10 protein-coding genes are annotated in these 17348 nt (G+C 65.5%); 9 read left to right on the top strand and 1 reads right to left on the bottom strand.

The annotated features are described in order from the left end of the window. Positions 1-21 precede the first annotated feature (21 nt). The 4 genes from E8L99_RS11300 (at position 22) to ilvD (ending at position 8029) form a co-directional block, all read left to right on the top strand. On the top strand, positions 22-1461 hold the full coding sequence (locus tag E8L99_RS11300) for an aminotransferase-like domain-containing protein (RefSeq protein WP_137099628.1): 1440 nt from the start codon (positions 22-24) through the stop codon (positions 1459-1461). A gap of 287 nt (positions 1462-1748) precedes the next feature. After that, positions 1749-2879: an efflux RND transporter periplasmic adaptor subunit gene (locus E8L99_RS11295; protein ID WP_137102081.1), complete on the top strand. Its 1131-nt coding sequence runs from the start codon at positions 1749-1751 to the stop codon at positions 2877-2879. Positions 2880-2890: 11 nt separating this feature from the next. Continuing rightward, positions 2891-6046, top strand: a complete 3156-nt coding sequence (locus E8L99_RS11290; RefSeq protein ID WP_137099627.1) for an efflux RND transporter permease subunit — start codon at positions 2891-2893, stop codon at positions 6044-6046. 141 nt (positions 6047-6187) lie between these two features. Further along, the gene (gene ilvD, locus E8L99_RS11285; RefSeq protein ID WP_137099626.1) at positions 6188-8029 is read left to right on the top strand and encodes a dihydroxy-acid dehydratase; all 1842 of its coding nucleotides are present in this window, start codon (positions 6188-6190) and stop codon (positions 8027-8029) included. Between the two features lie 44 nt (positions 8030-8073). Here ilvD and E8L99_RS11280 read toward each other — a convergent pair whose 3' ends face one another. Further along, complete coding sequence (locus E8L99_RS11280) at positions 8074-9324, bottom strand: aminopeptidase (RefSeq protein ID WP_137099625.1); 1251 nt, start codon at positions 9322-9324, stop codon at positions 8074-8076. 199 nt (positions 9325-9523) lie between these two features. On the opposite strand from E8L99_RS11280, the gene E8L99_RS11275 reads away from it, so the two are divergent. From E8L99_RS11275 to E8L99_RS11255, 5 genes are all read left to right on the top strand, one after another. Beyond that, a complete protein-coding gene (locus tag E8L99_RS11275; RefSeq protein ID WP_137099624.1) occupies positions 9524-9973 on the top strand; it encodes a cupin domain-containing protein in 450 nt (149 codons plus the stop codon). A gap of 105 nt (positions 9974-10078) precedes the next feature. Further along, entirely contained in the window at positions 10079-10342 is a 264-nt protein-coding gene (locus E8L99_RS11270) for a hypothetical protein (RefSeq protein ID WP_137099623.1), read from the top strand. 195 nt (positions 10343-10537) lie between these two features. After that, the gene (locus E8L99_RS11265; protein ID WP_137099623.1) at positions 10538-10801 is read left to right on the top strand and encodes a hypothetical protein; all 264 of its coding nucleotides are present in this window, start codon (positions 10538-10540) and stop codon (positions 10799-10801) included. Between the two features lie 258 nt (positions 10802-11059). Beyond that, positions 11060-12970 (top strand): autotransporter assembly complex protein TamA, encoded by a 1911-nt coding sequence (locus E8L99_RS11260; protein ID WP_252511341.1) that lies wholly within the window; start codon positions 11060-11062, stop codon positions 12968-12970. 2 nt (positions 12971-12972) lie between these two features. Then, positions 12973-17265, top strand: a complete 4293-nt coding sequence (locus E8L99_RS11255) for a translocation/assembly module TamB domain-containing protein (protein ID WP_137099621.1) — start codon at positions 12973-12975, stop codon at positions 17263-17265. Positions 17266-17348 lie beyond the last annotated feature (83 nt).

Raw genomic sequence — 17348 nt, 5'->3', positions numbered from 1 at the left:
AAATCGGATGGGACAGCCGTGGTGGATGACCGGGATTTCCAGCGCCGGGCGACGCGAACCGACAGGATCGTCGGTGATATCGCGGCCTTGATCGACAACGGCGCGCTGAAGCCCGGCGAGCGGGTGGCTTCGGTGCGGCGAGCCGCGGCTGACCAGGGCGTCTCCAAGAACACGATGGCAGAAGCCTATGACAGGCTGGTCGCCTCCGGCCATCTCGTGGCACGTGCGGGTTCCGGCTATTTCGTCGCCATCGATGCGCGGCCTCCGAGCCTGGCTCCCCGTGCCAATGTGGCCGAGGCGCTCGATCTGGTCTCGCTTCTGCGCGAGCAGTTCGAGCAGCACTACGAAGTTCGCCCCGGTGACGGCCGGCCACCGCCGAGCTGGATGGAAAACTCCGAGCTCGGTGCGCATTTCGGCGGCCGGAAATGGCATCGCGGCGAAACGGTCGAGCACGGCTATGGCAGTTCATGGGGCTACCGCCCGCTGCGCGAACGCATCGCCGTATCGCTCGGCCACAGGTCGATCAAGGCCGCGCCGGAGCAGATTCTGCTGACACTCGGGGCCAACCACGCACTGGACCTGATCGTGCGCCAGTTGATCGAACCCGGCGATACCGTGTTCGTCGATGACCCCGGATATTACCCCCTCTTCGGCAAGCTGAAGCTCGCGAAGGCCAGGGTTGTCGGGATCAAGCGAGGCATGGATGGCCCTTGCCTACAGGACCTCCAGGCGAAGCTCACGCAGGAACGTCCCAAGGTGTTCTTCACCCAATCGCTGGCCCACAACCCGACTGGCGGAGGCCTGTCGCCTGCAGCCGCCTATGGGGTGCTGCAGGCTGCCCATCGCCACGGCTTCCTGATCGTCGAGGACGATCCGTTCGCAGATATCCTGCCGGCCAATGCTCCGCGTCTTGCCGCTCTCGATCAGTTGGATCGCGTGATCTATGTCGGCACCTTCTCGAAGACTCTGTCGGCTTCGCTGCGAGTTGGCTATCTCGCGGCCTCACCCGCGCTCGCCGGTACCCTGACGGACATCAAGATGCTGTCGGTTGCCGCAACCTCCCAATATGTCGAGCGCTTCGTCTTCGACCTGATCGCCGGAGGGCACTATCTCCGCCATCTGCGCCGGCTGCGGGCGCGCATCGAGAGCGCGACCGAAGCAGCGCTCGGCGATCTGGCAGGCCTGGGTCTCAGCATCCAGCGCCCGGATGGCGGCTTCTATCTCTGGGCTCGGCTGCCGGAAGGCACGGATGAGATCGCGCTCTGCCGGCAAGCGGCAGCCGAGAGCATCTTCCTGGCGCCAGGTCAGGTCTTCTCGCCAGAGCGGGACAGCGACCGCAACCCGGCTATCCGGATCAACGTTGCCCATGCCAGCGATCAGCGCTTCCTGGACTTTCTGTCTCGCACCTTGCGTTCGACGGTTCAACGCGTCGCCGTCCATAGGATTGGAAACAGCTTGTGAGCGCTTGGCGAAGCCTGCCAGATTGCCGAAAATCCAATCAAGGGACGGATGGTCGTGCTCGCGACAATCCTGCCCCGCTGCATGAATTCCGCTGATGGTGCATCGCAATGATTTGATGGTTCACTTCGCGCAATTCAGTTGAGGCGTCTCGGCGATCCGCCATATACATTTGCAGATGTGTATCGGGGTGGATGCTTGCCGATTCTGCCCATCCCAAACTGCCACATGAGGCTTTCGTGACATTTTCCCCCCGATCGCGCTTCAGCGCAGCGCTGCTTCTGTCCGCCATGACGATCGCACTCGGTTTGGACGCGGCGTCTGCCCAGCAGGGTCCGCCGCCGCCGCCCGTCGGCATCGTGACCGTTCAGCTGGAAGCCATTCCGATCACCAACGAACTGCCCGGACGCATCGCGCCGACGCGGATCGCCCAGGTGCGGCCGCGCGTCTCCGGGATCATCGTGGCACGGGTGTTTCAGCAGGGGAGCCTGGTGAAGGCTGGTGACGTGCTCTATCGAATCGACCCGGAGCCGTTCCGCGTCGAAGTTCAGCGCTCGCAAGCAACCCTGCAGCGCGCCGAGGCCACGCGCCTTTTGGCCCAACAGCAGAACGAGCGCACCGAACAGCTGCGCGTGCGCAACGTTGCGAGCCCGCAGCAGCTCGATAGCGCAGTTGCCGCGTTGGCGCAGGCCGATGCCGATGTCGCCAGCGCCAAGGCTGGCCTCGCCTCCGCTCAGCTCAATCTGCAATATGCCGACATCACGGCACCCATCAGTGGGCGGATCGGCCGCGCTCTGATCACCGAAGGGGCACTGGTCGCCGCCAACGGTTCGGAAGCGCTTGCCACGATCCAGCAGCTCGATCCCGTCTATGCCGACTTCACCCAGTCGGCGACCGACCTTATCCGCCTGCGGCGTGCAGTTCAGGCCGGGGCTCTTTCGGCCGGCAATCCGACGGATGAGGCCCGCGTCAGGCTGTTCATGGATGATGGCAGCGCTTATCCGCATCCGGGTCGGCTTCTCTTCTCGGAGGCGACCGTCGATGCCGGTACCGGCCAGGTGACGCTGCGTGGCGAATTTCCCAATCCCAATGGCGACCTGCTGCCCGGCATGTATGTGCGCGTTCTGATCGAGCAGGGCGTTCAGCAAAATGCGATCGCCGTCCCGCAGCAGGCCATCCAGCGGGATACCGCAGGGCGGGCACAGCTCTACATCGTGAAGACAGACGACACGGTGGAACTGAGAGTCGTGCGCACCAGCCGGGTCGTCGGCACCCGCGCCGTCATCGATGACGGGCTCGCCGCCGGTGACCGAGTGGTGGTCGAAGGCTTCCAGCGGCTTCGACCTGGCGGCAAGGTCACCGCCCAGCCGTGGACCCCGAGCGGCCCCACGGCCGCTGCGCCCAGCGGTTCCGGCCGGTAAGGACCGCTTCCATGCCCCAGTTTTTCATCGACCGGCCGATCTTCGCCTGGGTCGTCTCGATCCTGATCATGCTCGCCGGCATCATCGCGATACCGCAATTGCCGATCGCGCAATATCCGGACGTCGCGCCGCCGCAGATCACCGTCAACACGGCCTATCCGGGCGCCTCGCCCGAGGACGCCTACCAGGCCGTGACGCGACCGATCGAGGAAGAGCTGAACGGCATCGAGGGACTGCTCTATTTCGAGTCGGTCGCCGACACGACCGGCTCCATCAGCATCACCGTCACTTTCAAGCCCGGGACCAATGGCGCCGCAGCGGCCGTCGAGGTCCAGAACCGCGTGCGCCGCGTCGAACCCCGCCTGCCGCGCTCTGTGAGCCAGCAGGGCGTGCAGGTCGACCAGGCTCGCTCCAACTTCCTCATGGTTGTGACCCTCACCTCCACCGACGGGTCGATGGATGATATCGGCCTCGGCGACTACATGAGCCGGAACCTGCTCGGCGAGATCCGCCGCGTCCCCGGCGTCGGGCGCGCCCAGCTCTTCGCAACCGAGCGCTCGATGCGCATCTGGATGGATCCCGACCGCATGGTCGGCCTCAACCTGACCGCATCCGACATCGTCACCGCAGTGACCGCCCAGAATGCCCAGGTTGCCGCCGGCAGCATCGGCGCCTTGCCCAACCCGGTGAACCAGCAGGTCACGGCGACGGTCATGGTCAAGGGCCAATTGTCGTCCCCGGACGAGTTCGGATCGATCGTGCTGCGCGCCAACCGCGACGGCTCGCTCGTGCGGTTGCGCGACGTCGCGCGCATCGAGGTCGGCGGCCAGTCCTATGCGACTTCGGCGCGTCTCAACGGCAAGCCCGCGGCAGCCATCGGCGTCCAGCTGGCGCCCACCGGCAATGCCATGGCGACCTCCGAGGCGGTGAAGGCGCGCATGGCCGAACTCGCCCGCTTCTTCCCCCCGGGTGTCGAACATGCCGTGCCCTACGACACATCGCCGTTCGTGAAGGTGTCGATCGAGAAGGTTCTGCACACGCTGGCGGAAGCCATGGTGCTGGTCTTCCTGGTGATGTTCCTGTTCCTGCAGAACCTGCGCTACACGCTGATCCCGGCCATCGTCGTGCCGGTGGCGCTGCTCGGCACCTGCGCCGTCATGTATGTGACGGGCTTCTCCATCAACGTGCTCACCATGTTCGCCATGGTTCTGGCCATCGGCATCCTCGTCGATGACGCGATCGTCGTGGTGGAGAACGTCGAACGGATCATGTCCGAAGAGGGCCTGCCACCGCGCGAGGCCACCCGCAAGGCCATGGGCCAGATCACCAGCGCCGTCATCGGCATCTCGGTGGTGCTGGTGTCAGTGTTCATCCCGCTCGCCTTCTTCCCTGGCGCCGTCGGTGTCATCTACAAACAGTTCAGCCTCACCATGGTGGTGTCGATCCTGTTCTCCGCCTTCCTGGCGTTGAGCCTGACGCCCGCCCTTGCCGCCACCTTCCTGAAGCCGGTCGAAGCCGGCCACCACCACGAGAAACGCGGCTTCTTCGGCTGGTTCAACCGGGGCTTCAACAAGACCTCGCGTGGCTACAGCAGCGTCGTCGGCCATCTGGTCCGGCGCGGCGGACGCTACATGGTGATCTATCTGATCCTCCTCGCGGGCATGGGCTATCTCTATCTGCGCCTGCCCACGTCGTTCCTGCCGAACGAGGACCAGGGCTATGTCATCGTCAATTTCCAGGCCCCGTCGGACGCAACCGTCAATCGTACGATGGTGGCTATCGAGAGGGCGGAGAAGCAGTTCGCCTCGGAACCGGCGGTCGACCGCATCGTCACCGTCAAGGGGTTCAGCTTCTTCGGCCTCGGCCAGAACGCGGCGCTGGCTTTCGTCACCCTGAAGGACTGGAGTGTACGCGGTCCGCGCGACGTGGCCTCTGCCATCGCTCTGCGCGGCACGATTGCGCTCAGCCAGGTGCGTGATGCCATCGTCTTCGGCCTGTCGCCGCCGCCGATCCAGGGCCTGGGCAATTCCAATGGTTTCTCTTTCCGGCTGCAGGCTCGCGCCGGCCAGACGCAGCAGCAGCTTGCCGCCGCGCGCGACCAGTTGCTCGCCGGTGCCATGCGCAGCCGCATCCTGACACAGGTCTTCGTCGAAGGCCTGCCGGATGCCGCACAGGTCAGCCTGATCATCGACCGCGAGAAGGCCAACACGTTCGGGGTCACCTTCGCCGACATCAACTCGACGATCACAACCAATCTCGGCTCCGCCTATATCAACGACTTCCCGAATGCCGGCCGCCTGCAGCGCGTGCTGGTCCAGGCCACCGCCGAAAATCGCATGCAGACCGCCGAGATGCTCAATCTCAACGTGCGCAATGCCAATGGCGGCATGGTGCCGCTGTCGGCCTTCTCGCGGATCGAGTGGCAGCGCGGACCCTCGCAGATCATCGGCTACAACGGCTATCCCTCGATCCGCATCAGCGGCGCCTCCGCCCCGGGCTATTCGTCGGGCGATGCGATCAACGAGATGCAGCGACTGGCAGCCGAACTGCCGCCGGGATTCGGCTACGAGTGGACCGGGCAGTCGCTGCAGGAAATCCAGTCGGGATCGCAGGCACCGCTCCTGCTCGCGATCTCCTGCATACTGGTGTTCCTGTGCCTTGCGGCGCTCTATGAAAGCTGGTCGATCCCGATCTCGGTGATCATGGTGGTGCCGCTCGGCATCATCGGGTCGGTTTTGGCTGTCACCCTGCGTGACATGCCGAACGACGTCTATTTCAAGGTCGGTCTGATCGCGATCATCGGGCTTTCGGCCAAGAATGCCATTCTCATCATCGAGTTCGCCAAGGATCTGCGCGCGGAGGGCAAGGGTCTGATCGAGGCGACCATCGAGGCCTCGCATCTCCGGTTCCGACCGATCATCATGACGTCGATGGCCTTTGCTCTCGGCGTGCTGCCGCTGGCGATCGCAACCGGTGCGTCCGCGGGCAGCCAGAAGGCCATCGGCACCGGCGTGCTGGGCGGCATGATCTCGGCGACTGTCCTTGCCGTGTTCTTCGTCCCGATCTTCTTCGTCGTCGTGTCGAGACTTTTCGGCGGCGGCAAGAAGAACGACGGACCAGAGAACAAGGTGGAGCCGGCGCCCCCGGGCCCCAGTTCGGATCACTGAGGCAAGCGGAGCCCTGCGCGAATTCATGGCCACGGGTCCGCCGCTTCGGCTGGCGGGCCCTGGCATGGCACGCTAAGAGTGTGCCCGCCGCGCACGGCCCGAAACGCCACCAAGCAAAACGCCAGAAGACGAGATCCGTCCATGCCAGTCTATCGCTCCCGCACGACCACCCATGGCCGCAACATGGCCGGCGCCCGCGGCCTGTGGCGCGCAACCGGCATGAAGGACGGCGATTTCGGCAAGCCGATCATCGCAGTGGTCAACTCGTTCACCCAGTTCGTTCCTGGCCACGTGCACCTGAAGGACCTTGGCCAGCTGGTGGCGGCGGAGATCGAGAAGGCGGGCGGTGTCGCCAAGGAATTCAACACGATCGCGGTCGATGACGGCATCGCCATGGGCCATGACGGCATGCTCTATTCGCTGCCGTCGCGCGAGATCATCGCCGACAGCGTCGAGTACATGGTCAACGCGCATTGCGCGGACGCGATGGTGTGTATCTCGAACTGCGACAAGATCACGCCCGGCATGCTGATGGCATCGCTGCGGCTCAACATCCCGACGGTCTTCGTGTCTGGCGGGCCGATGGAAGCCGGCAAGTTCATTGCCGAGGGCGTGCTGAAGAAGGTCGACCTCGTCGATGCCATGGTTGCCGCGGCGGACGACCGCATTTCCGATGCGGTCGTGGACGTCATCGAACGCTCGGCCTGCCCGACCTGCGGCTCCTGCTCGGGCATGTTCACCGCCAATTCGATGAACTGCCTCACCGAGGCCCTGGGTCTTGCCCTGCCCGGCAATGGCTCTGTCCTAGCAACCCACGCCGACCGCAAGCGCCTGTTCGTCGAGGCCGGCCACCTGATCGTCGATCTTGCCCGCCGCCACTACGAGCAGGACGACTTCTCGGTGCTGCCGCGCTCGATCGCCTCGTTCAAGGCCTTCGAGAATGCCATGACCCTCGACATCGCCATGGGCGGCTCGACCAATACCGTCCTGCACCTTCTGGCTGCAGCCTATGAGGGCGAGATCGACTTCACGATGGAGGACATCGACCGTCTGTCGCGCCGGGTTCCGGTTCTCTGCAAGGTCGCTCCCTCGGTTGCCAATGTGCACATGGAAGACGTGCACCGCGCCGGCGGCATCATGGCGATCCTTGGTGAACTCGCGCGCGCCGGGCTGATCCACACCGACCTGCCGACAGTTCACAGTGAAAGCATGGCCGCAGCCATCGGGCGTTGGGACGTCGCGGTGACCGACAGCGAGAGCGTCCGTACATTCTTCAGCGCGGCCCCCGGCGGCGTGCCGACGCAGGTCGCCTTCAGCCAGAACCGGCGCTTCGAACAGCTCGATCTCGACCGCGAGAAGGGCGTGATCCGCAAAGCCGAGCATGCCTATTCGAAGGACGGCGGCCTTGCCGTGCTCTCCGGCAATATCGCGCTCGACGGCTGCATCGTGAAGACGGCCGGTGTCGATGCGTCGATCCTGAAGTTTTCAGGCCCCGCCCGGGTGTTCGAGAGCCAGGACGCGTCCGTCGACGCGATCCTGACCAACAAGATCAAAGCCGGCGACGTGGTGGTGATCCGCTATGAGGGACCGCGCGGTGGCCCCGGCATGCAGGAAATGCTCTATCCGACGAGCTATCTGAAGTCGAAGGGCCTTGGAAAGGCCTGCGCCCTGATCACCGACGGTCGGTTCTCAGGTGGGACGTCAGGTCTGTCCATCGGCCATGCCTCGCCGGAAGCGGCCGAGGGCGGCGCAATTGGCCTGGTCGAAGAAGGCGATATCATCGACATCGATATCCCCAACCGCACGATTGGGGTGCGCATATCGGACGAGGAACTCACCCGCCGCCGGGCCGCGATGGAGGCGAAGGGCAAGGATGCCTGGAAGCCGGCGGCACCGCGCAAGCGCAAGGTGACCACCGCGCTCAAGGCCTATGCGGCTCTCACCACGAGCGCCGCCAAGGGCGCCGTGCGGGTGGTCGATTGATCTAAGGGACAGGGCCGGCATCTGGCCGGCCCGATCCCTGCGCGTCAGACCCACTCACCCTTGCGGAAGACCGGAACGCGCGTTCCGTCGGCTGCGATGCCGTCAATGTCGATGTCGCCCGAGCCAATCATCCAGTCGATATGGATGAGGCTGGTATTGCCGCCCTGGGCGGCGATCTGGTCGGGGCTGAGCGAGGCGCCATCAAGGAAGCACTTCGAATAGCACTGGCCCAGCGCGATGTGGCAGGCCGCGTTCTCGTCGAACAGCGTGTTGAAGAACAGCAAGCCGCTTTTCGAGATCGGGGAAGAATGCGGCACGAGCGCCACCTCGCCGAGGCGGCGCGCGCCCTCGTCGGTGTCCAGCACCTTGCCGAGCACCGTTTCGCCCTTGCTCGCCTTGGCGTCGACAATCCGACCGCCCTCGAAGCGCACCCGGATCTCGTCGATCAGCGAGCCCTGATAGGACAGGGGCTTGGTGCTCGACACATAGCCCTCGACTCGGCGGGCATGGGGGGTGGTGAACACCTCTTCCGTCGGGATGTTGGGATTGCAGATGATGCCGTTGCGGGCCTTGGAGGCGCCGCCCTGCCATTCGTGGCCGTCGGCGAGGCCAACGAGGAGATCCGTCCCTGGCCCAGTGAAATGCAGCGAGGCAAACCGCAGATCATTGAGCCAGGCGGTGCGCCGCTTGAGACCGGCATTGTGAGCGGCCCAGGCGGCGACAGCATCGTCGGTATCAACGCGCGAGGCGCTGAAGATCGCCTCGGCGAGCTTTGTGACTGCGACATCCTCAGCTTCGCCCGGAAAGACCTGGGCAGCCCAAGCAGGACCAGGATAGGCGACGATGTTCCAGTTGACCGCGAAATTGGTGATCTTCTCGAGCGCCGGGCGATAGGCAAGGGAATTGGCCTTGCTGGCTCGGGCAACCTTCGCCGGATCCTCGGCGGCAAGCAGCATCGGATTGTCGCCGACAATGGCAAGCCGCGCCGTATTGGCATCGAAGGCCTTGCCGAGGCCGTCATAGAGCCAGCCTGCAGCCCGGTCGAAGCTGGCATCCGCGCCAAAGCGGTAGCGGGCGAGCGTCACTTGATCATCCGACAGAAGCGGCGTGACCAGACCCGCGCCAGCCTTGTAGGCATGTTCGGCGATCCGGCGGACCAGGGGCAGTGCCGCGACGGGCGCGGTCAGGAACAGGTCCTGGCCGGGCTGGAGGCCGAGCCCGATCTTGACCGCGACCTCGGCGAGGCGGTCGAGCTTGACGGGATCGATGGGAGACGAGGCAGAGGCGGATGACATGATGGGACACCGGCTGAAGGAGTTCGGTGTGCCGTCATAGCGCGATCCCCGGATTCTGTCCGCCCCTCAGAGAGGACCGCAGGCGCCTGGCGGCGTCAGGTTGTCGAGCCGGTGTGCAGGCGTGCGGCCTTTGGCATTGAACCCCCGCCGCTGTTCCTGCACGCTGCCAACCAGACGACCACAGGCTCAGGAGCAGGCCATGACGACACTGGAAAAGGGTATCACTGCTGGCGGCAGCGGCTATGCCGGGAAGACGTGGAACATCCTCGGCCAGGTCTATTTCCCGAAGGCGGTCTGCGAGGCGACCTTCGCCTTCGAGACCAACAGCGAGCCGGGCCAGTTCGTGCCCGTCCACATCCATCCGACGCAGGACGAGTTCATCCTGGTCCAGGAGGGAGTGCTCGACCTGAAACTCGACGGCCAGTGGGTCAAGGCGAAGGCGGGCGATCTCGTTCGACTGCCCCGTGGCATTCCGCACGGCTATTTCAACAAGTCCGACAAGCCGGCCCGCGCACTGTTCTGGGTGTCGCCCGCCCGGATGCTCGAGGAATTGTTCAACAACCTGCACAATGTCGCCGATCCGGCGGAGGTGGTGGCCATTTCCGCCCGGCATGAGGTGAATTTCCTGCCTCCTGAAGCCAATGCCTGACGCGCGCGATTTTTTCGGCGGAGCGATGAACCTTCTGGCCTGAAGCCGCGACCCATGGAGGACCGGGGCGATCAAGCCCCACCCGAACCTCCAAGGAGACCTGCCATGACCCGCTTCAAGACCCTCGCCCTCGCCGCCGTCGCCGCCGCCTCCCTGATGGCTGCCACCGCTCCTTCCGCCGAAGCCCACGGCTTCCGTCACCGTGGGATCGGCTTCGGTGGCCTCGCCGCCGGCCTGATCGTCGGTGGCGCCGCTGCCGCCATCGCCGCCAACGCCTATGCCGCTCCGGCCCGCGAATGCTTCCTCACCCGCCAGTGGGTCGATACCCCCTACGGCATGGAGCGCCGCACGGTCCGCGTCTGCAACTGATCGCTGACAGCCCACTTCCCCAGTCTCCCGAAACCCCGGCTCCCCAGAGCCGGGGTTTTGCGTTTGGGGTCCGGCTCAACGGCCCAACATATTTCGAACATTTTTCGGTCCGGCCTCGAACCTTTTTCCGGCGCGCCGCGACCCATGGAGGACCGGGGCGATCAAGCCCCACCCGAACCTCCAAGGAGACCCGCCATGACCCGCTTCAAGACCCTCGCTCTCGCCGCCGTCGCCGCCGCCTCCCTGATGGCCGCAACCGCCCCCTCCGCCGAAGCCCACGGCTTCCGTCACCGTGGCATCGGCTTCGGTGGCCTGGCTGCCGGCCTGATCGTCGGTGGCGCCGCTGCCGCCATCGCCGCCAACGCCTATGCCGCGCCGGCCCGCGAATGCTTCCTCACCCGCCAGTGGGTCGACACCCCCTACGGCATGGAGCGCCGCACGGTCCGCGTCTGCAACTGATCGCTGAAAGCCCACTTCCCCAGACTTCCGAAACCCCGGCTCACCAGAGCCGGGGTTTTGCGTTGTGACGTTCAGCCCCGTCCTCACGGTAGCGACATCGCAACCACTTTCACCTAGACTGCGTTGTTGGGGGAGGTGTTGGCGCCTGGGCAGCACGGTCCTCGCCTGCCCTGGTGCGTTTGAGTTGAAAGGTCAGGAATGCTGCCTATCGGGAAGGGACGATCCCGCGCTGGCCTTGTTCTGCTTGCAGCCTCCCTGATGGCAGGTACTGCGCCGGAGGCGCTTGCCCAGAATTTCTTTGGTCTGTTCGGCTCCGACAAGCCCTCGGTGTCGGCCCAGACAGTCGCCTATCAGCTGGACATCACCGGGCTTGGCGGCGACGATCAGGCCTTGGGCGCGATCCGCGATGTCTCGACCCTCTATCGGCTGCGTCTCGAGCCCCCCCAATCCGGTGACGAACTGGTCCGGCGCGCCGAGGCCGACCTCCCTCGCATTGTCGATGCGCTCTGGGGCTCCGGCTATTATGCAGCGCGCGCTTCGATCACGATCGGCGGGCAATCGGTCATGCTTGAGCGGACCCTGTCGGCTTCCGCACGCGCAGCGCTGGATCAGTTGCGTGGACGGGCCCTGGTGCCCGTCGCAATTGTCGTAGAGCCGGGACCACTCTATCGCTTCGGATCTGTCCAGGTGCTGGAGGAGCACGGGCAGGCGCCGTTCAGTGGCGACATCCTCCCACAGCGCGTCGTCCCGGTGAAGGCCGGAGAACCCGCGCGGACGTCGAGCGTCCTCAATGCGGCGGCTGAGCTTTCAGACCATTTTCGCGACCGTGGCCACCCTTTCGTAAAGGTCTCTCGACGGGTTCCGATCATCGACCATCGCACACAAACGGTCGATCTCGTGCTGCTCGTCGATCCGCGAGCCAGAGCCGGCCTCGGCCGGACAGCGGTCAAAGGCGCGCAGACTGTCGACCCCGCCGTCGTGCGGTCCTTCATTTACGCGCAACCGGGCGATCCTTATTCCCGCCGCGCGGTGAACGACATCCGCAAGTCGATCCTGCGGATCGAGGCCATCGGCGGGGTGCGTGTACGGGAGGCCACGGCACTTGATGCCGAGGGCAATCTGCCGTTGGACGTCGAGATCACCGAACGGCTGCCGCGCGTGGTCGGCGGGTCGGTCCGATATTCCACTGTCGACGGCCCGGCGCTCAAAGCCTATTGGGCGCACAGGAACCTGTTCGGCGGGGCGGAGCGGCTCAGGTTCGACGCTGACCTGTTCTATTTCACCGGCAACCAGAACTGGCCGGGCGGCAGCAGCCGGCGCGGCTTAAACGTCGACGACATCGGCGGTCGCCTGTCGATGTCGTTCCTCAAACCGGCGCTCTGGGGCACCCGCAACGACTTCCTGTTCGACGCCTATATCCAGCGCGAGCTGACCAATTTCTACACGAGCCAGCTGATCAACGTCACCACGGCGATCCGCCATCGGTTCACAGATGCCTTCTCGATGCAGATCGGGCTTGAGGGTGAAATCGGCCGCTCGGTCGATCCCTTGCGGCGCGTCGATTACGGGCTGATCGGCGTTCCGGTGTCGGTAACCTACGACACGACCGACCGGGCACTGGATCCAACGCGTGGCGTTCGCGTTACCGCGTCGATCACGCCCTATCACGGCTTTGGCGACGCGCCTGATGTCTTCGCCGTCGGCAAGGCTCAGGCCTCGGCCTATTATGCGATCGACGACGAGGCGCGTTACATTCTCGCCGGCAGGATCGGCCTCGGGTCGATCGTCGGGGGTACGCTGCTGGATATACCGGCGGCCCGACGGTTCTATTCCGGCGGGGGCGGCTCGGTGCGCGGCTATGACTACAAGAGCCTCGGCCCGCGCGACATCTTCGGCAATGTGATCGGCGGCAAAAGCCTCCTTGAGGCCTCCGTGGAAGCGCGCATCAAGGTGAGCGAGACGATTGGCCTTGTGCCGTTCTTCGATGTCGGTCAGGCCTATGCGTCATCCTACCCGGACGGTTCCGCGCCTCTGCGCTACGCCGCCGGTCTGGGCTTGCGCTATTATACCGCCATCGGCCCGATCCGCTTCGACGTTGCCGTGCCGCTAGGCAGACGCCCCGGGGAACGGCCCTACGCCATCTATGTCGGCATCGGACAGGCGTTCTGACCATGCGCAACATCAGGCTCCGCCATTTCCTGCCCCTCGTCCTGATCATCGGCTTCGGCCTGATGATCCAGGCGTCGACGCCCCGCGCGCAGGAAGACCAGGGCGTGCTGGCAAGCTTCATCTCGCGCGTCCTGTCGACCCCGACATCGCGGGTGACCGTCGGATCCGTGGAAGGACCGCTGTCGTCGGATGCGATGATCCGGGATGTATCGGTGGCGGATGCCGATGGCGTCTATCTGAAGATCGATACGATCAGGCTCGTCTGGCGCCGGGTCGCACTGCTGTCGCGGCGGCTGGAAATCCAGAATCTCGAGATCGGCAGGATCGAATTCTCGCGTAGGCCGGCGCGCGATCCGGCTGCGGTCCCAGCCAATAGCACCGACCCGATCCTCCCGGAGCTGCCGCTCAAGGTCGAAATCGGCAGGCTCTCCGTCGCAGAGCTTGTTCTGGGCGAGCCGGTTATCGGGCTTGCTGCGCGCTTCTCAGCCACGGGCAATGCGACGCTTGGCCCGCCCGCAGAGGGGCTGAACACCAGCCTCGATATTCGCAGGCTGGATGCGCCGGGCACGACGACGCTGAAGCTTGCCTTTGCACCCGCGACCGAACAGCTGGACTTGACCCTGCTGCACGATGAACCGGCAGGCGGCGTTGCGGCCCGTCTCGCCAACCTGCCCGGGCTGCCACCGGTCAAGCTCGATCTGACAGGAGCCGGGCGGCTTGATGATTGGCGCGCCCGTATCGCCTTTGCAGCTGGCGCCGGTACCGATGCCATCGGCGAAGCACGGCTTTTCCGCACCGGTGCGCTGCGCCGTCTTGGTCTGCGACTGACCGCGCATATCGAGAACCTGCTTCCGCCGGCGGTAGGTACAGTGTTCGCCGGGACGACCGCCCTCACCAGCGATGTCGTGTTCGAGGATAGCGGCGCCTATGGCATCGAAAACCTGAGATTGGCCTCGGACCTTGCCGAACTGACAATCGCCGGCAAGCTCGACGCGAACCAGATCCTCGACGTGACGGCTTCCGCCCGGGCCTTGCCGAACAATGGCCAGCAAACGCGCCGGGGCGACGGTTCGCTCGGACAACTGGTTTTCGACGCGAGCGCCAAGGGACCGGTGGCGAGGCCGCGCATCGCTGGCCGCTTGACGCTTCGTGACCTAGCAAATAGCCAGATCACGCTCGGCTCGCTGACCGCAACATTGTCGGCGGAGCCCGCGCCCGAGGATGCCCGCCAGCGCTACGGCCTTGCGCTTGAAGGGCGCGCCGAGGGACTTGCGCTCGCCGATCGGGGGTTCTCCGAAGCGCTGGGCGACCGAGTCGCGGTCAATTTCCGCGCCATGATCGATGGCGATTCCGTTGCTGACATCTCTGAGCTGTCTGCAACAACGCCCAATCTCAGACTGGCCTATGCCGGCCGCGCCGGAGCAAAAGTCCTGGAGGGTCGCGCACGCGTCGAGATCACGCGGCTCCGCGCGATATCGCGGCTCGCTGGCCGGACCTTGTCCGGTGAGGCGGTGGTCACTGCGGCGCTGTCTGGAAACCCTGCGACGTCCCTCGCCGCGAATGTCGATGGCCGCGCGACCAATCTGACCCTTGGTGACCCCATCGCCGACCGTTTGATGGGCCGTCAGGCGACGATCGCCGGCACCATCCGACGAGGTCCGGACAGTCTGCGGTTCGAAAGCCTGACCCTGCGAGGCCAGCATGTCGCATCGACCCTCAATGGCGGCATGGCCAACGGAACTTTCGATCTGCGGGCAAGCCTCGGCCTGCCGGAGCTCAAGCAGGTTGACCCAAGGCTCGCCGGTGCGGCGGAGGCCAGCGCACATCTCGCCGGCAAGGTCGACGATCCCGACGTGTCACTGCTCCTGGATGCACGAGACGTCCGGGCGCTTGATCGGCCGGTGCGGGATCTGCGGCTGACACTCGCGGCCCGCCAGACTGCCTCGACACCCACGGTCACGCTGAATATCGGAGGCCTGGTCGATGGCAAGCCGCTCTCGGCGCATGTCCAGGCAGCGAAGGATGCGGCGGGCACGTGGACCCTCTCGCGACTGGAGGCCCGCCTCGGTACTGCCTCCGCACAGGGACAGGGCGAGATATCGCCGAACCGGCTGGCAACCGGACGCATCACCCTATCGGCCAGCGACCTCAACGATCTCTCGCCTCTCGTCCTGACACAGTTGCGCGGTAGCCTTCAGGCAACGATCGATGCCAATGCGCAGGACGGTCGGCAGCGCGCCGCGCTTCAGGCCGTGGGCGGGCGCATCATTGCCGGCGGCCTGTCGCTCAACGCGATCCGCGCCAACCTGACCGGCGAGGATCTGTTCGGCCGTCCGGTGGTCAATGGCGATGTGTCCATCGACCGGCTCGTCGCTGGCGGCGAGACGATCCAGCGCATCGCACTGAAAGCGGTCGGGACGCCAGCCGGAAGCGACCTGACATTGAGCGCCGAGGCGCGTGGGTTCCAGGTCGCCAGCACCGGCAGGCTGGTGCCAGGCGAAACGCTTCGGCTCGACCTCGCGTCGTTCGCTGCGACGAGACAGGGCGGACGCATCACGCTGACGGCCCCAGCGAGCCTGCTTTTCTCCGATGGGTCGGTCAGGACGGACAAGCTGTCGCTTGCGGTCCTTGGCGGCGCCGTCGACGTGAGCGGCCGGATCGGCAGCAATCTCGATATCTCCGTTGCAGCTCGAGCGGTCCCTCTCGCCGCAATCGATATCGTCGCGCCCGGAACCGGGCTCCGTGGCACGCTCGATGCCCGAGCGACTCTCAGCGGCCCCGCCTCAGCGCCTCGCGGCCCCTATGAGGCAAGCCTGCGTGGCTTCAGCCTGCCGCAGACACGAGAGGCTGGCATTCCGGCACTCGACATCACGGCGCGAGGCGAAGCCCAGGGCGAGCGGGCAAGCGTCAACGCCCGGATAGCTGGCGGCCGCACCATTGCGTTTGACGTCAGCGGATCGGTCCCGATAGGCCCAGCGGACGCGCTTGATCTGCGGGGCCGTGGGACCCTTGATGCTGGTCTCCTCAATGCGTCACTGGCAGGAAGCGGGCGTCGCGTCGCCGGGCGCGTGGCGATCGATGGAGCGCTGCGCGGGTCGCGGTCGAACCCTGAGGTGCAGGGCAGCGCCACATTGACCGGCGGCTCGTTCTCCGACCCGCTTCAGGGCGTGAGCCTGACCGGGATAGAGGGTCGCGTCATCGGGCGGGGTACGTCACTCGTGATCGAGCGGCTGACTGCACGGGCCAAGAACGGCGGCACGCTTACGGTGACCGGCCAGGTGGATGCCGATGCCCAACGTGGCTTTCCAGCCAATCTGCGGATCGCGGCGCGCAATGCGGAACTTGTCTCCAGCGATGTCGTGACGATGAACGCCAGTCTGGACATGACAGTCACCGGCCCCCTGGCAACCCAGCCACGCATCAGTGGCCGGATTGATGTGCAGACGCTGGAGGTGCGCGTCCCTGACCGGCTTCCGAGCAATACAGAGCCCTTCCGCGATGCACGGCACGTGGCGCCGCCGCCCCAGACGCGCGCGAGGCTTGCCCAGATTGCCCGCCAGCGCGCTACGGCACAACGGCGGGCGGCGGTCTTCAATGCCACGGTCGATCTTGCGATCGATGCTCCGTCCCGCGTCTTCGTTCGTGGGCGTGGCATTGATGCCGAGCTTGGTGGGCAGGTGCGCCTTTCGGGAACAACCAACGATCTCAGGGCCAATGGCGCTTTCGAGCTTCGGCGTGGACGCCTGTCGCTCTTGACCCAACGGCTCGATTTCACCCGCGGCCGCGTCACGTTCGGTGGTGGCGATCTCGTTCCCGATCTCGATTTCGTCGCGGAGACGCGGGCAACCGACATTGTCGCGACGATCGGTATCCGTGGGCGGGCGAACGAGCCGGAGTTCGTGTTGTCCTCGACGCCGAGCCTGCCACAGGACGAGGTCTTGTCGCGCCTGCTGTTTCAGCGCGCCGCAGGCGGCCTGTCGCCGTTTCAAGCTCTTCAGTTGGCCCAAGCCGTGGTGCAATTGTCGGGCAGCGGTAGCGGTTCAGATGCTTTCGAGCGCGCGCGACGGGCCTTGGGCGTCGACAACCTCGACGTGACAACGGGAACAAGTGGCCCGGCCGTCGGGGTGTCGCGCGCGATCAACGACCGGATACGCCTGGGTGTGAGGGCGGGCAGCAAACCGGAGAACAGCGCTGTCGGCGTCGATATCGACCTGACGCGGCGGCTGCGGATCCAGACGGAAATCGGTGCCGACGGGCGGGCGTCCGTGGGCGTTGGAACGGAACTCGAATACTAGCAGACCGACGTGATCGGGAGCGGAAACGAAAACGGCCCGCCAGATGGCGGGCCGTCGGGACAGCAGCCGGTCGAACGGCGGCT

Origin of the sequence: Phreatobacter aquaticus (assembly GCF_005160265.1) — a bacterium.
GTDB classification, from domain to species: domain Bacteria; phylum Pseudomonadota; class Alphaproteobacteria; order Rhizobiales; family Phreatobacteraceae; genus Phreatobacter; species Phreatobacter aquaticus.
The sequence above is the reverse complement of the archived record's forward strand: the minus strand, read 5'-3'. Positions and strand labels throughout refer to the sequence as shown.

What these genes read in the sequence shown, in the direction of transcription:
- E8L99_RS11295 (WP_137102081.1), top strand. Translation starts at nt 1,749, where the DNA reads ATGACGATCGCACTCGGTTTGGACGCGGCGTCTGCCCAGCAGGGTCCG.
- E8L99_RS11270 (WP_137099623.1), top strand. Translation starts at nt 10,079, where the DNA reads ATGACCCGCTTCAAGACCCTCGCCCTCGCCGCCGTCGCCGCCGCCTCC.
- E8L99_RS11255 (WP_137099621.1), top strand. Translation starts at nt 12,973, where the DNA reads ATGCGCAACATCAGGCTCCGCCATTTCCTGCCCCTCGTCCTGATCATC.
- E8L99_RS11260 (WP_252511341.1), top strand. Translation starts at nt 11,060, where the DNA reads ATGGCAGGTACTGCGCCGGAGGCGCTTGCCCAGAATTTCTTTGGTCTG.
- E8L99_RS11265 (WP_137099623.1), top strand. Translation starts at nt 10,538, where the DNA reads ATGACCCGCTTCAAGACCCTCGCTCTCGCCGCCGTCGCCGCCGCCTCC.
- E8L99_RS11280 (WP_137099625.1), bottom strand. Translation starts at nt 9,324, where the DNA reads ATGTCATCCGCCTCTGCCTCGTCTCCCATCGATCCCGTCAAGCTCGAC.
- ilvD (WP_137099626.1), top strand. Translation starts at nt 6,188, where the DNA reads ATGCCAGTCTATCGCTCCCGCACGACCACCCATGGCCGCAACATGGCC.
- E8L99_RS11290 (WP_137099627.1), top strand. Translation starts at nt 2,891, where the DNA reads ATGCCCCAGTTTTTCATCGACCGGCCGATCTTCGCCTGGGTCGTCTCG.
- E8L99_RS11275 (WP_137099624.1), top strand. Translation starts at nt 9,524, where the DNA reads ATGACGACACTGGAAAAGGGTATCACTGCTGGCGGCAGCGGCTATGCC.